Source organism: Hydrobacter penzbergensis (genome assembly GCF_900106985.1).
In the GTDB taxonomy this organism is placed as follows: Bacteria; Bacteroidota; Bacteroidia; order Chitinophagales; family Chitinophagaceae; genus Sediminibacterium; species Sediminibacterium magnilacihabitans.
In genome coordinates this window covers 20,085-34,939 of the sequence record NZ_FNNO01000023.1, presented here as the reverse complement: position 1 = coordinate 34,939, position 14,855 = coordinate 20,085, and the positions used below count along the sequence as shown (strand labels likewise).

Below are 14,855 nucleotides of genomic sequence, written 5' to 3'. Positions count from 1 at the left end.
CAGGTACTTCTCAGAAAATCTAATCCCAGCTTTAAATGCCCGCTCTCCTCTCAAAATGAAAAGCCGCCTCAATTATTGTATTGAGACGGCCTCTTCTTATTTACATTGACTAATTGCCGAATTGGCTAATTGTCAAATTTTATTTTGCAGCAACTTGCTTACGAATAATGTTCAATGCGCCTCCTGCTTTGAACCATTCGATCTGCTGCTGGTTGTAAGTGTGGTTCACGCTGATCTTATCAACGCTGCCATCTTTGTGGTGCAACACAATGGTGAGCGGCTGACCGGGTGCAAAACTGGTGAGACCATCGATATCAACAGTATCGTCTTCCTGTATTTTATCGTAATCGTTCTTGTCGTTGAAGGTCAGGGCCAGCATACCTTGTTTTTTCAGGTTGGTTTCGTGGATGCGGGCAAAAGATTTTACCAGTATCGCGCGAACGCCCAGGTGGCGGGGCTCCATGGCTGCATGTTCGCGGCTGCTGCCTTCACCATAGTTTTCATCACCAACAACGATTGAACCAATGCCGGCGGCTTTATAGGCACGCTGGGTGGCGGGTACAGGACCATATTCACCAGTGAGTTCATTTTTGATGCTGTCGGCCTTATCATTGAAATAATTGATGGCGCCGATCAACATATTATTACTAATGTTATCGAGGTGTCCGCGGAATTTCAACCAGGGACCTGCCATAGAGATATGGTCGGTGGTACATTTGCCCTTGGCTTTGATCAGTAGTTTCAGTCCTTTCAGGTCGGTTCCTTCCCAGGCAGGGAATGGTTCCAGCAATTGCAGGCGCTTGGAAGCAGGATCTACTACTACCTGTACACCGCTGCCATCGGCAGCAGGCGCCTGGTAGCCGGGATCGTCTACTGAAAAACCTTTAGCCGGCAACTCTTCGCCGTTGGGTGCATCCAGTTTTACTTTCTCACCTTTATCGTTGGTGAGGGTATCGGTCATTGGGTTGAAAGTGAGGTCGCCCGCAATGGCCATAGCAGTTACCAGTTCAGGTGAACCAACGAATGCATAAGTATTGGGGTTGCCATCGGCACGCTTGGCGAAGTTGCGGTTGAAAGAATGCACGATGGTATTCTTTTCTTTTTTATCAGCACCTACGCGATCCCACATACCGATACAGGGTCCGCATGCATTGGCAAATACCTTGGCGCCAATCTGGTTAAAAGTATCCAGGAAACCATCCCTTTCAATAGTGAAACGCACCTGCTCACTACCGGGCGTGATGGTGAATTCGCTTTTCAGGGTCAGGCCTTTGTCTTGTACCTGTTTGGCCAGGCTTACAGCGCGGCTGATGTCTTCGTAAGAGCTGTTGGTACAGCTACCGATCAAACCCACTTCAATTTTGGTAGGCCATCCGTTGGCAACAGCTACTTCTTTCATTTTAGAAATAGGGGTGGCCAGATCGGGCGTGAAAGGTCCGTTCAGGTGCGGTTCCAGTTCGCTCAGGTTGATCTCTATCAGTTGATCGAAATATTTTTCGGGAGATTGGTACACTTCTGCATCGGCAGTCAGGTAGTTTTTGATGCCGTCGGCCATGGCGGCTACTTCTTCGCGGCCGGTGGCTTTGAGGTAACGGCTCATGCTTTCATCGTAAGCGAAAGTAGAAGTAGTGGCTCCGATCTCTGCCCCCATGTTACAGATGGTGCCTTTACCGGTACAGCTCATGCTGGTAGCGCCTTCGCCAAAATATTCTACGATAGCGCCGGTTCCACCTTTTACGGTAAGGATGCCGGCTACTTTCAGGATCACGTCTTTGGGAGCAGTCCATCCGTTCAGCTTGCCGGTGAGTTTTACACCAATCAGCTTGGGCCATTTGAGTTCCCATGGCAGTCCGGCCATCACATCACAAGCATCGGCACCACCAACACCAATGGCTACCATGCCCAGTCCGCCTGCGTTCACGGTGTGAGAATCGGTACCGATCATCATACCGCCGGGAAATGCATAATTCTCCAATACTACCTGGTGAATGATACCCGCACCGGGTTTCCAGAAATCGATGCCATATTTATTGGATACGGAAGACAGGAAGTCGAACACTTCCTTGCTTTCTGTAGTAGCTACCTGTAAGTCTTGCTTGGCTTCTACCCTGGCTGTGATCAGGTGGTCGCAGTGTACCGAAGAGGGTACGGCCACTTTAGGCCTGCCCGCCTGCATGAACTGCAACAATGCCATCTGGGCCGTTGCATCCTGCATGGCTACGCGGTCGGGGGCAAAATCAACATAAGATTTACCTCTCTCAAAATTCGATAACTGCTGGTCGCTGTGCAGGTGTGCAAAAAGTATTTTTTCTGCCAGTGTAAGTGGTCTGCCCAGGGCTTTACGCGCAGCATCCACTTTAGCGGGGAGGTTGGCGTAAACTTTCTTGATCATTTCAATGTCAAAAGCCATAATAGAAGTTTATTGTTTGTAGGTTATTGCTACAGGTGGGTGGAAATTGCCGCGAATTTACGAAAAAACGAGGGCTAACAGAAAACTGTTTTTAACAGAATTTGGGTCTTTTTAGGCCTGTTTATTGCTGGCTGATAGCGTTAAAATACGTAAATTGGGTCCGGTTTCTGCTATACCCCCCGGACTGCATTGTAAATTGATTGTGTATGCAAAAAATCAGGGAATTTCTCGAATTGAGGGCTTTTGGTGTTTGTTCGGCAATAGGGGAACGTTTAGGTATCGCCAGTTCGCGCATCCGCATGTGGTTCATCTACATTTCCTTTCTTACGCTGGGCTCTCCTGTTATCATTTATATGATCCTGGCTTTCTGGATCAATATAAAAAATTATATCCTGGCGGGAAGGAGGAATCCTTTAAGGAATTTGTAAAACGGATCTCAGATCACCGCTTTACGCAGTTTTACCAACTGTTCCAGTAATCCTTCCAGCAGATCGAGCTTTAACATATTGGCCCCGTCGCTCTTGGCAACGGCCGGGTTGGGATGTGTTTCAATGAAAAGTCCGTCTGCCCCCGTGGCAATAGCCGCTTTTGCAATAGTGCCGATCAGTTGCGGATTACCCCCTGTTATACCGCTGGTTTGGTTGGGTTGTTGCAGTGAATGGGTACAATCCATGATCACAGGTACCTGGTGTTCTTGCATCCAGGGAATATTGCGATAATCCACTACCAGGTCCTGGTAACCGAAAGTAGTACCCCTTTCCGTGAGCATCACTTTATCGTTACCCGCTTTTTTGATCTTGTCCACAGCAAATTTCATAGAAGGACCACTCAGGAACTGCCCCTTCTTAACGTTCACTACCTTTCCTGTTTCAGCAGCGGCAATCAACAAATCGGTTTGCCTGCACAAAAAAGCCGGTATCTGCAATAGGTCGATGAAAGGAGCCGCCATGGCCGCTTCCTCATGCGCATGTATATCTGATGTAGTAGGCAGTTGATAAGTAGTGCCTACTTTTTTGATCAAAGAAAGACCGTTGTCGTCACCAATACCTGTGAAAGAGCTGGCGCTGGTTCGATTGGCCTTGCGATAGCTGGCTTTGAACACATAGGGTATTTCCAGCCTTTTGCAAATGGCCGATACTTTATCGGCTACTTCCATGACCAGTTCTTCGCTTTCCACCACGCAGGGGCCTGCAATGAGGAAAAATTGATCGGGGTTATAAGACTGTTGTTTGAAAAGTTGGGAAAGATAAGAAGGGATCATGAGATGATAATTTTGCGCAACCGATTTCACCGGCGCAGCAAATTTACGTAAATGGAGCGGCATATCTATTTCAGGGTATTTTTGCTTTCTTTGCTTCGCTCTAAATCAACTGCTATGTCTACTACCAAAGAAAGGATACTCGTAATAGGCGCTTCGGGCCAGATAGGTGTTGAATTGACCCTGGCGCTGCGCAAACAATATGGTAACAATAACGTCATCGCTTCCGATCTGCGTGAACAGAACCCTTTGCTCGAAGGCACCGGTCCTTATGTGAGTATCGATGTGATGAACAAAGAAATGTTGCACGTGCAGGTGATACGCCAGAACATCACACAGGTATACCTGCTTGCGGCCATTCTTTCGGCCACCGGTGAAAAAAATCCCAACCTGGCCTGGCACCTGAACATGCAGGGTTTATTGAATGTGCTCGATATCGCCCGCGAAGAGAAACTGCACAAAATATATTGGCCCAGCAGCATTGCGGTATTCGGACCTACTTCACCTAAACAGAATTGCCCGCAGCAAACGATCATCGAACCTACTACTGTGTATGGTATCAGTAAGTATGCCGGTGAATTTTGGTGTAATTATTACCATCATCGTTATGGAGTGGATGTACGTAGCTTGCGTTATCCCGGGCTCATCAGTTATAAATCGGCTCCCGGTGGTGGTACTACCGATTATGCTGTTGAGATCTATCACGAAGCGTTGACAGAGAAAAAATACCAATGCTTTCTCAAAGAAGATACTTACCTGCCTATGATGTATATGCCTGATGCCATTCGCGCCACATTGGAACTGATGGCGGCACCGGCAGATAAGATCAGCATCCGTACTTCGTATAATATTTCGGGTATGAGTTTTTCACCCAAAGAGATCGCTGCGGAGATCGGCAAACATGTTTCCGGTTTTCAGATGATCTATGTGCCCGATTACCGCCAGTCCATCGCAGACAGCTGGCCGCAAAGCATAGACGACAGCGTAGCTGCGATGGACTGGGGTTGGAAGAGAGAATATGATTTAAGTAAGATGACCGAGGACATGTTGAAGAACCTCAGTCACGCTTAAAAGTGAAAACCGATATTGATACCTGCTCCGCGTATCCCTGCCCAGGGCCCGTCTGATGTGATCTTGGCGCCACTGCCATCGGCATACACGGTATTGGTGAATTTGAAAGGCTTCGCGTCTATCTTATCAAGATTTTGTTTAAGCGCGGATTGCTCCTGCGGCGTCAGGGGAGTGGTGGCAGCAAAATTCAGGTCTCCCTTGCTGGAACCATAATGCCCGCCGATGATCCAGATGTCGATCACCAATACTTTAAATAAACGGTGCTGGGTTCCGATCATCAATCCACCATTAGTAGAAGTGATCTTACCGCTGAAATCAGCATCTTTTGTATAAAGCGTGCCGCTGACTGTAGTACTATAGCGTACCGGCGAAGTGACGTCGAAACTGGCAAACCGCATATAGGGGGCTACATAAAAGCCGCGCATATTGCCTTTGCCCAGATAAAATCTTACTTCGGGTGTCCAGGCGGTGTTACCAATTTCGAAGCGACTGAAGTTGATATCGGAACTGTTGATGATGTTCTCGAATTGTGACTGGAAAGGAGGGCTGCCCTTGGGTTCTGTGCGGTAACCGAGTACAAGAGACACCCGCTTTGAAATTTTTCTTTCAAAAGAAAAACTATAATTCTTTAGGGCCAGTGAACTGAGATTCACCTTTACGATGTTGCTTCCCAAGCCTAAAAGTTGCGCATTGGCAAACAAAGGGAAGCAAAGCAACAGGAAAAGAACTCGTTTCATATAAGAGCTGGTTTGATTTATTGCTGATCGTCATCCCGAGCGAGCGAACGCGAGTCGAGGGACCTGCTGAAGACTTCATGAGGTCCCTCGGCTACGCTCGGGATGACGGTTCTTTACCCAACAAGATCCGCCACAGTTTTATTCTCCAATACTTTCAGCGTGTTATCACGCACTTCAATCATGACCCTGTTCAGACCACATCTTTTTTCGTTGCAGTCGGCGCATTTTTCATAGAAATTGAGACTTACACAAGGCAATAATGCAATAGGGCCTTCGATTAAACGCATAACCTTCGCGAGGGGAATTTTATGAGGTTCTATGTTGAAAAAATAACCGCCGCCTTTTCCTTTTTTACTATCCAGTATACCGGCCTTTTTCAGTTCCAGCAAAATATTTTCTAAAAATTTGAGGGGGATCTTTTTTTTGCTGGCAATTTCAGCGATCAATACCGGGCCGTCTTTTTTCTTCTCTGCCATAAAGGTAAGCGCTTTAAAGGCATATTGTGTTTTTTTCGACAACATATTAATGAAAACTTAAAATATTAAAAGATTGAGTGAAAACCTGTATCTTCCTTTTTCAAAACCATCAACATGCGAAAGATAATCCAATTTTCCTTTTTTTGCATGACCCTGGCCCTTTCTATGAAAGCATCGGCACAACTGCCGGGCCCCAAGTTGCCTAAAGTGCTGGCTTTTGCCAATTTTACTTATGCAAGCCCTTCCAATAGCGATTTCAAAAATATTTCCAATAACGGCGTAGGTTTCGAAGCTGGCGCAGGTATTGGTATGGGTAAAACGCTCATTATTGCATCGCTTGGACAGATCAGCTATAATATCCCCAATACTTTTATTGCTACCAGTACTACAGGTATCGCATTCACCAGCAGTAGTTCCCATCTGAAAGTAACGCCATTGAAAGTAGGTATCCGGCGTTACCTGATTGGTGGTCTCTTCCTTAACGGAAACCTGGGTGTTGCCATGCAGAAATACGACAACAGTACGGTAACGGGCAGCACTTTCCTGTATGAAGGAGGCGCCGGATGGAAAATCGGGTTCCTGGAACTGGGCGCTGCTTATACCGGGTTCAACCTGGCGGGTACTTCTCAGCCTGTTACGGCCAATGCTTTGTTGCTGAAAGCCGGACTGGCCATCAAGTTATAAGCCCAGCACTTCTTTCATTCCGAAAATTCCCTTTCTGCCAGCGGCAAATTCTGCTGCCAGCACGGCGCCACCGGCGAAGCCTTTGCGGTTATGGGCTGTATGTATGATCTCTATATCATCGATCGGAGAACTGTATTTGATTTTATGCGTACCCGGCGCCGGGTCGATGCGTTCTGAAATGATCACCAGTTTTTCCGGATCGGTACTTGTTTCGTTTACCCACTGTTTTTTAGCAGCAATATGTTGCAACACCTGTTCTGCTAACGTAATAGCAGTGCCGCTGGGCGCGTCTTTCTTTTGTGTGTGATGGATCTCTTCCATCGATACATTATACTCCGGGTGTTTGTTCATGAGCCTGGCGAGAAAACTATTCACTTCAAAGAACAGGTTTACGCCGATGCTGAAATTACTTGCATAAACGAGGCTGCCTTTTTGTGCTTCGCAATAATTTTTCACTTCATCCCATTTATCCAGCCATCCCGTAGATCCACATACCACCGGCACGCCCCAAGCCAGGCATTTCATCACATTATCGAAAGCGCTGTGCGGTCCGGTGAATTCAATGGCCACATCGGCGCGTGACAGATGCTCCTGTGTAAACTCATGCGCATTGCTGATATCGATCTTCAATACGATCTCATGCCCTTTGGCAAGTGCAATTTCTTCAATGGCTTTTCCCATTTTACCATAACCGATCAGTGCAATTTTCATATACCGGGATTTAAAAAGTCGGAAATTTCTGCGAAAGTATCACTATTCTGTTTATCGAACATCTACCAGCCTGCGAGAAGCGCTGTTTTTGAGGTTCAGGGTAAAACCAAGGCCCGGTGTGCGGGTAACGGGGTCGAGTTTGGGACTCCATTCCATCGACAGGTCGTTACTGATGTCGAATTGTTTGAGGTGACCGAATACGGTAGCATCCGCCACCTGCAATCCCCATGCAATGATGAACCAGAGTATGGAATAATCCCGGTCTCTCCGGAAAGCGTTGCGGTAGCTCTGTACAGAGCCGATGCTGAGTGTTTTTAGCTGCGGATCGATATCCTTCAACATGCTTGAATCGGGATTAACGGGCAATGATGCTTTGTAAAGCGCTTCGTAAGCGAATTTTGTTTTTTTATACCAACTGTTGTTATAAAAATATAAACTCGCTGGTATGGCCAGCACGCCGTACACAAGTGGTATTTTCCAGTATTCGCGGTTATAGGCTTGTCCCCATCCAGGAATGATCGCAGAACGGCGGGTAGCAATACGAGGATCGTGTTTCCTGATCTTAACTGTATCTTTCACCGATGCTTTATCGGTTTGCGCCAGCAGGCAGTTGAACCAACTGCAGCAAACGATGATCCATATAAAACGATGATATGCTTTCATGCAACGATCAACTCACGGTTACATTCATGGCATCGAGTATTTTATTGAACTCTTCCAGTGAATAATATTCAATGGTAATATTGCCATGTCCATTTTTGTTGTGGTTCAATTTTACCCTGGTGCCAAAGTGTGAAGCTAAGTTATCTTCGATCTTTTTGTAAGCGGGGGGCAATTCCGACTTTACCGAAGATTTAACAGCATCGGGTTTATTGGCTTTGTAGAGCTTGCGCACCAATTCTTCAGTTTGTCTTACGCTGAGCTCTTTCTGTTGTATTTCTTTGAACAGATACAGTTGTTTATCCACCACATCAACACTGATCAATGCGCGGGCATGACCCATGGTGATGCTGCCGCTGCGAACGGCCAGTTGTATATCGGGTGGTAATTTCAGCAAGCGGATATAATTGGTAACGGTGCTTCTTTCTTTTCCCATGCGTTCTGCCACCTGTTCCTGTGTATAGCTCAGCTCTTCCATCATTCGTTTATAGCTGAGGGCTATTTCAACAGCGTTGAGGTTTTCGCGTTGCAGGTTTTCCAGCAGCGCCAATTCCAGTAATTCTTTGTCGTTGGCCTGGCGCTGGTAGGCAGGCACGTCTTTGAGACCAGCCAGCTTGGCGGCCCTGAAGCGGCGTTCACCGGCAATCAGCTGGTATTTTCCATTGGCCAGTTTAGACACGGTCAATGGCTGGATGATATCATGTAATTTGATAGACGCTGCCAACTCATTCAAAGCCTGTTCATCAAAATCGCGGCGTGGCTGCTTGGGATTGATCTGTATATCGACAATGGGAATACGGGAGATATTGGTTACCTGGTTCACCACATCGGTCTTTAAAGAACCGGCGGTGGTTTTGAGGTCGGCATCGATATTGTTGAGCAGGGATCGAAGTCCTTTGCCTATGAGGTCTTTGCTATTTTGTTTGGGTGAAGTCATTGTACACGGTTTGTGATTCGCACTATGCTATTCAAGTATTCTTTCTTCGTTCGACATTTTGGTCATGCCGTTCTTCTGTAATATTTCTTTGGCAAGGTTGAGGTAATTGACGGCTCCTTTGCTTTCTGCATCGAACAGTACGACTGGCTTTCCCACGCTGGGAGCTTCACTCAAACGGGTGTTCCGGTGGATGATGGTATCGAAAACCATCTCATCGAAATGCCTTCTCACTTCACTCACCACCTGGTTACAGAGCCGCAGGCGGCCATCGTACATGGTCATGAGGATACCTTCTATCTGCAGTTCGGGATTCAGCCTGTTCTGAACAATCTTGATGGTGTTGAGCAGTTTACCCAATCCTTCCAATGCAAAGAATTCGCACTGAACGGGTACGATAACGCTGTCAGAAGCCACCAGGGAATTTACCGTGATCAAACCGAGTGAAGGAGAACAGTCGATAATAATGAAATCATACCGGTCTTTCACCACATCGATGATACCCTTCATCACGTTCTCACGGTTGGGGTAATTGATCATTTCGATCTCGGCACCTACCAGGTCAATATGAGAAGGGATTACATCCAGGTTGGGTACTTCACTTTTCAGTATCACATCCGATGCGGGCGTATTATTCACCATGCAGTCGTACAGGCTGCTGGTGATATTGTGCAGGTCGAATCCCACGCCGGTAGTGCTGTTGGCTTGCGGATCGGCATCTACCAACAGGGTTTTAAATTCCAGCACTGCCAGGCTGGCTGCCACATTAATGGCAGTGGTGGTTTTTCCCACGCCTCCTTTTTGATTGGCAATCCCGATAATTCTCGCCATGTGTCTTCTATATTTTTATATCACTATAATTCGATGGTTTCTCCTATGCCGGGCAATAACAAATTCTTTCCTGCGGCCTTGAATGCAGCCTGCGCTTCATGGGTATTGATCTTTATAAAACCAAAAGTATTATAATGTACACCCACTACCTGGTTGCATTGTATGAAATCTGCACAGCGGATGGCATCGGCCACATCCATTGTAAAGTTGTCTCCAATAGGCAGCACTGCAAAATCAAGTTTTACCCATGAGGGGATGAGTTGCATGTCGAGCGTAAGGGCCGTATCGCCGCTGTAATAAAAATTACCTTCGCCGGTAGTGAACAGGAATCCCATGGGGTTGCCGCCATAACTACCGTCGGGAAGACCGCTGCTGTGTTGCGCTACTACACATTTAACCGTACCAAAATCGAAATGCCATTTGCCGCCCGTATTCATGGGATGCGTTTTCTCAATACCCTGCTTATTTAACCATTCGTGCACCTCCCAATTGCCTACTACCTGGCAGCCGGTGCGGGCGGCAATGCTCATGCAATCGGCGATATGATCGACATGGCCGTGTGACAGGAAAATATAGTCAGCCTCAATTTGCGCAGGATCAATGTGTTTGGCCAGTTCATTATACGTAATGAACGGATCAAAAAGGATCTTTTTACCTTTGATAACCACTGAGAAACAGGAATGTCCGTAATAAGTCAGTTTCATCTGATTGAGACTTTGGAAGTCGCCAAAAATACGGGTTTGTGCTTAGGAAACGATACCTAAAAATGGAATTGTGCGGAATTAAGAATTAGCAAAGCTTTACAATAATTTTATCCTTCATGCGTCTGCCCTGAAGTACCTTATAATGATCAATTTATGCGAAACGCAACTACCTGGTGGATCATAGCCCTGGTGATGTTTTTACTGGACCTGTATGTGTACCAGGCGCTCAGGCTTGTGTCACAGAATGCGACTGAAAAGGCCCGAATGGTCATTCATATTGCTTATTGGGTGATATCTGCCTTAACACTGGCCACTATTTTAAGTTTTCCTTATGTGCAGGCCCTGCAGACCTCGCGGGTGTTCCGGAATTATATTTTTTCAATACTGGTGGGCTTGTTCTTTGCTAAAATACTGGGCTCGGTATTCTTTTTGGCCGATGATCTCCGCCGCGGGGCTTTATGGCTCATGACGAAAATATTTCCCGATACCGGCGTACGGTATATGGATGAGACGAGCAGTATTCCCCGCTCCACTTTTCTGAGCTGGGTTGGATTGGGCATTGGGGGCGGGCTATTTGGCACGCTCTTATATGGCTTCAACAACAAATACAATTACCAGGTACTGAAAGTCAGGCTGAAATTCAATAACCTGCCACCGGCCTTCCGTGGATTGAAGCTGGTACAGATCAGCGATATACACAGCGGCAGCTTCCAGGATAAAAAGGCAGTGGAGCATGGGGTGAACATGGTGTTGCAGCAGAAAGCAGACCTCATCCTGTTCACGGGCGACCTGGTGAACGACCGGGCTGTTGAAATGGATGATTATAAAGACCTTTTCAGCCGCGTTCAGGCACCCATGGGGGTTTACAGTATATTGGGCAATCACGATTATGGCGATTATGTTTCATGGCCTTCAGAAGCCGTCAAAGCGGCCAACCTCGAAGCGCTGAAAAAAGTGCATGCCGATATGGGCTGGCGATTGTTGATGAATGAACATGTGCTATTGGAAAAAGACGGACAGCAAATAGCTTTATTAGGTATAGAGAACTGGGGCGCCAAAGGCCGGTTTCCGAAATACGGTAAAATGAACCTCGCTTATCCCGGAACAGAAAAAATTCCATTCAAGCTATTGATGAGTCATGATCCCAGTCATTGGGATGCGGAAATCAAACCGCATTACCCCGATATCGACCTGGTGCTGGCGGGGCATACGCATGGCATGCAGTTCGGAGTAGAAAATCCTTACTTCAAATGGAGTCCGGTACAATGGATGTACAAAGAATGGGCCGGATTGTATGAGGACGGTAAACAGAAATTATATGTGAACCGTGGATTCGGCTTTATCGGCTATCCGGGAAGGGTAGGTATATTGCCTGAAATCACCGTCATCGAGCTGGTATAAGCAACTGACATTTATGCTTTTTAGGATATTCTTGCTATTTCTGGCATGGTCATTGAAAAGAATACATTAAACAAAACAGAGACTTATGAAAAGGATTTTTTTAGTAGCAGCCACCTTCTTTCTTTTTACAGCCGGCGCCTTTGCACAAGGCGGATTCAGGCTGGGTGTGAAAGCAGGTACTAACCTGACAAAAATAACAGGACAATCTTTCAATGACGGATTTGACCTGTCTTATCACGTAGGTGCATTTGCAGAAATCGACTTCAACAAGAAATGGGGTATTCAACCTGAAGTGTTGTGGAGCCAGACCACTACCAAGCGCACCAATTTTGATAATCTTTATCCAACTATTGTAAATTCTGCAACCAGTAAGGATGAGAAGATCAAGCTGGATTATATGGCCATACCGATCTTATTGCGATACAATGTTGGTAAGATGCTTACATTGAATGCCGGACCGCAATTCGGTATCCTGATTAACCAGGATAAGAATTTCCTGCAGAACGGACAATCTGCGTTCAAGAATGGAGATTTTTCTATGGTAGCAGGTGCGCAACTGAATTTCAATTTCCTGCGTATTTACGGTCGTTACAACATTGGCTTGAAGAACCTGAACGATGTGGGTAACCAGGATAAATGGACCAATCAGCAGATACAAATGGGTATTGGACTCCGGTTCTAATTACAGTTGAATCATACAATGAGAAAGCGCCTTATTAAGGGCGCTTTCTTTATTAAGGTGTTTTCAGCTTGAATGTTTTTCTGATACCGGCTACTTCTTTTTTGAATTCTTCCAGTGAAGCCAGTTGTTGTTTGATGAAGCTGTTGTTTTCCAGCTTGCCCACTACTTCATTCATTTCGGCCATGTTTTCATACACCATTTTCCTGAAAGGATTGTTGTAATCTTTTGCGCGGGAATCGTAAATGGCTTTGGTGATCCATTCCTGGGTAGCGATAACGGTGTTCAACAGGTTGTTGAAACCATGTTTGTCGATCTTGCGCAAAGATTTTCCAGTGATCTCGGCGAGGGATGCCAGGGCGTGGTTCATTTTTTGCTGCGGATATTTGTTCCCCAACGTTGTGTAGTAGTCGTGTACTTCATCCCATGATTTGATCTTATTCGCTTTGATCTTGTCTTTCAATTGTTGCAGGTCTTCTGCAAGGATCAGTTGTCCGCCTACATTGACCCAGTTGGTGCGAACAGCTTTTGCCGGAAGTGCCGCGATGAAAGATTCCAAAGAAGCGGCTTTCTGTTGTTTCAGTAATTGCAGCAACTGTGTAATACCATAATAGTAGATGAGGTCGGTAAACAACGTATAAGCCTGCATTACTTTGGAAAGTATTGTTTTCCGTTTGCCGTTTTCCACGCCTTCTATGGTGATCTCCAACTGGTTTACCAATTTAGGATCTCCATGCAAGAGCTGCTTGCCTGTAGTCAGGGCCTCTTCCTGCGTAATATTTTTTTTCGGATGATGGGCTTTGTAATAAGCATAACCCGTATTGATTTCCAATAAACGTAAAGTGTGAAACATTTCATTGATCGTATCGGGCGCCAGGTAATCGTATTCAAGGTGCTGGATGCGTTCGGTTCTTTTATCGCGGTCTACGCATTTCCAGGCATTCCTGGCCAGTGCATACATATTGTATAGGAACCAGTAACCCGGCATAATGTTGAGCCGGTCGTTATGCACATCATTACTCACCAATGAAAAAGGAAACGGTATGTCAAGCTCGGCAGGATAGTCTCCTTTAGCAAGAATGGTAAAGCTGGCGAACCTGGAATTGTGTTTGAGGCTCACGCAGAGACCGGGCCAGAATCCGCGCCCCATAATGATCTCGCCATCGGCGCCGCGGCTGTTGTGGTTAGAGCCAATGGTAGCGCCTGCGGCGATATTGCTTTGTCCCATGACCAACGCTGCACAAAGGAATGAGTTGTTGTGGTGCTGTTCATGAGCGGGGAAGATCAGTGAGTTCAATACTTCGCAACAGGAAATGGTGGCATTGTTACCCAGGTACGAGTTGATGAGCCGCGCGCCGTATTTCAATTGCGAATGAGAAGCCATGATAAAACGAACAGCTTTCACGCCATAGAATATGCGGCATCCGAAACCGATGATGCCATTGACGATCTCACAACCTTCACCAATTTGTGTTTGTCCTTCTTCGCCCGAATTAACAGTGAGATTTTTTAACTTGTTGGCGCCTTTGAAATAGGCATCGGTACCCACCCATACATCTTTGATGATCTTACAGTTCTTGATCACGGTACGGTTGCCGATCTTGCCATAATAACCGCGTTTATTATCGAATCGCGCTTCAGTGAAAGCCTTGAATTTTTCCTGTAGCGCGTTATCGTTTTTGAAACGGCTCCATAAAAAGGCATCGCCAGGCAGCATGCCATTGAAAGGCATCACGCGCCGGCCGGTATTCTCATTGCAGATCTCCATCCATATCCTTACATCTTCGGGCTCGCCTTCTTTTACAATGCCGTTGCCGAACTTGGCGTGATTTGTTGTTACCAGTTCATTTACATTCACAATGATCACTTCATTGCCAATGATATAATGCGAGAGGTATTCTACATTATTGATCACCACATTATCGCCGAAATCGCAACTGATGATGGTGGAATTGTATAAACCAACGGGTGTTTGCAGGTCGCTGAAACTGAGACAAAGGGGCTCCAGCTTGCCAATGCGTACCAGGCCAAAAAATTTACAGTTCTTTACCAGCTCAGGGTTGAATGCATCGGAAACCAATAAGTGATTCCAGTTGTCGCTGGTATTGCCATTGCGTACCAGCATTTCAATCTCATAAGCGGTAAGCTGCCGGTACGTAATGCCGTTGCGGTTCTGTTTATTGCGCAGGTAATATTCATCTTTCCCTTTGGGCAGGTAGGTGTCTTTGATAAAACCGTACCCCAATGCCGCAAGCGGAGATTTGGTAATGATGTTCTGAGGCATGCAGTATGCTTATAT

Annotated in this window: 15 protein-coding genes; 5 read left to right on the top strand and 10 right to left on the bottom strand. The window is 46.3% G+C overall.

From position 1 onward, the window contains the following. Window positions 1–139: 139 nt before the first annotated feature. Window positions 140–2,410, bottom strand: coding sequence for an aconitate hydratase (locus BLU98_RS16945; protein WP_092726995.1), 2,271 nt, complete (start codon window positions 2,408–2,410; stop codon window positions 140–142). 206 nt (window positions 2,411–2,616) lie between these two features. Here BLU98_RS16945 and BLU98_RS16940 point away from each other — a divergent pair, with 206 nt between their 5' ends. Continuing rightward, on the top strand, window positions 2,617–2,838 hold the full coding sequence (locus BLU98_RS16940; RefSeq protein ID WP_092726994.1) for a PspC domain-containing protein: 222 nt from the start codon (window positions 2,617–2,619) through the stop codon (window positions 2,836–2,838). Window positions 2,839–2,846: 8 nt separating this feature from the next. On the opposite strand, the gene kdsA is transcribed toward BLU98_RS16940, so the two are convergent. Further along, complete coding sequence (gene kdsA, locus BLU98_RS16935; protein WP_257575082.1) at window positions 2,847–3,734, bottom strand: 3-deoxy-8-phosphooctulonate synthase; 888 nt, start codon at window positions 3,732–3,734, stop codon at window positions 2,847–2,849. A 51-nt stretch (window positions 3,735–3,785) separates the two neighbouring features. Here kdsA and BLU98_RS16930 point away from each other — a divergent pair, with 51 nt between their 5' ends. Beyond that, on the top strand, window positions 3,786–4,739 hold the full coding sequence (locus BLU98_RS16930) for an NAD-dependent epimerase/dehydratase family protein (RefSeq protein WP_092726996.1): 954 nt from the start codon (window positions 3,786–3,788) through the stop codon (window positions 4,737–4,739). On the opposite strand, the gene BLU98_RS16925 is transcribed toward BLU98_RS16930, so the two are convergent. Further along, on the bottom strand, window positions 4,736–5,476 hold the full coding sequence (locus BLU98_RS16925) for a DUF3575 domain-containing protein (protein WP_092726993.1): 741 nt from the start codon (window positions 5,474–5,476) through the stop codon (window positions 4,736–4,738). The two genes, BLU98_RS16930 and BLU98_RS16925, sit on opposite strands and share 4 nt — an antisense overlap. Window positions 5,477–5,589: 113 nt before the next feature. Then, window positions 5,590–5,997, bottom strand: coding sequence for an RrF2 family transcriptional regulator (locus BLU98_RS16920; RefSeq protein WP_092726992.1), 408 nt, complete (start codon window positions 5,995–5,997; stop codon window positions 5,590–5,592). A 69-nt stretch (window positions 5,998–6,066) separates the two neighbouring features. Here BLU98_RS16920 and BLU98_RS16915 point away from each other — a divergent pair, with 69 nt between their 5' ends. Next, window positions 6,067–6,636 (top strand): hypothetical protein, encoded by a 570-nt coding sequence (locus BLU98_RS16915; protein ID WP_139173998.1) that lies wholly within the window; start codon window positions 6,067–6,069, stop codon window positions 6,634–6,636. Here BLU98_RS16915 and dapB read toward each other — a convergent pair. Genes dapB through BLU98_RS16890 form a run of 5 tightly spaced genes read right to left on the bottom strand, consistent with a single transcriptional unit; the run spans window position 6,631 to window position 10,476 of the window. Then, a complete protein-coding gene (gene dapB, locus BLU98_RS16910) occupies window positions 6,631–7,347 on the bottom strand; it encodes a 4-hydroxy-tetrahydrodipicolinate reductase (RefSeq protein ID WP_092726990.1) in 717 nt (238 codons plus the stop codon). The two genes, BLU98_RS16915 and dapB, sit on opposite strands and share 6 nt — an antisense overlap. A gap of 51 nt (window positions 7,348–7,398) precedes the next feature. Then, on the bottom strand, window positions 7,399–8,010 hold the full coding sequence (locus BLU98_RS16905; protein WP_092726989.1) for a DUF5683 domain-containing protein: 612 nt from the start codon (window positions 8,008–8,010) through the stop codon (window positions 7,399–7,401). A 7-nt stretch (window positions 8,011–8,017) separates the two neighbouring features. Next, window positions 8,018–8,944 (bottom strand): ParB/RepB/Spo0J family partition protein, encoded by a 927-nt coding sequence (locus BLU98_RS16900; RefSeq protein ID WP_092726988.1) that lies wholly within the window; start codon window positions 8,942–8,944, stop codon window positions 8,018–8,020. Window positions 8,945–8,971: 27 nt separating this feature from the next. Beyond that, window positions 8,972–9,772: a ParA family protein gene (locus BLU98_RS16895; RefSeq protein ID WP_092726987.1), complete on the bottom strand. Its 801-nt coding sequence runs from the start codon at window positions 9,770–9,772 to the stop codon at window positions 8,972–8,974. A gap of 23 nt (window positions 9,773–9,795) precedes the next feature. Next, complete coding sequence (locus BLU98_RS16890) at window positions 9,796–10,476, bottom strand: metal-dependent hydrolase (RefSeq protein WP_092726986.1); 681 nt, start codon at window positions 10,474–10,476, stop codon at window positions 9,796–9,798. A gap of 153 nt (window positions 10,477–10,629) precedes the next feature. Between BLU98_RS16890 and BLU98_RS16885 the strand changes: the two genes are divergently transcribed. Both BLU98_RS16885 and BLU98_RS16880 read left to right on the top strand, forming a co-directional pair. Further along, window positions 10,630–11,877, top strand: a complete 1,248-nt coding sequence (locus BLU98_RS16885) for a metallophosphoesterase (protein WP_092726985.1) — start codon at window positions 10,630–10,632, stop codon at window positions 11,875–11,877. 85 nt (window positions 11,878–11,962) lie between these two features. Further along, entirely contained in the window at window positions 11,963–12,559 is a 597-nt protein-coding gene (locus tag BLU98_RS16880; RefSeq protein ID WP_092726984.1) for a porin family protein, read from the top strand. A gap of 52 nt (window positions 12,560–12,611) precedes the next feature. On the opposite strand, the gene BLU98_RS16875 is transcribed toward BLU98_RS16880, so the two are convergent. Beyond that, entirely contained in the window at window positions 12,612–14,840 is a 2,229-nt protein-coding gene (locus BLU98_RS16875) for a DUF4954 family protein (RefSeq protein ID WP_092726983.1), read from the bottom strand. Window positions 14,841–14,855 lie beyond the last annotated feature (15 nt).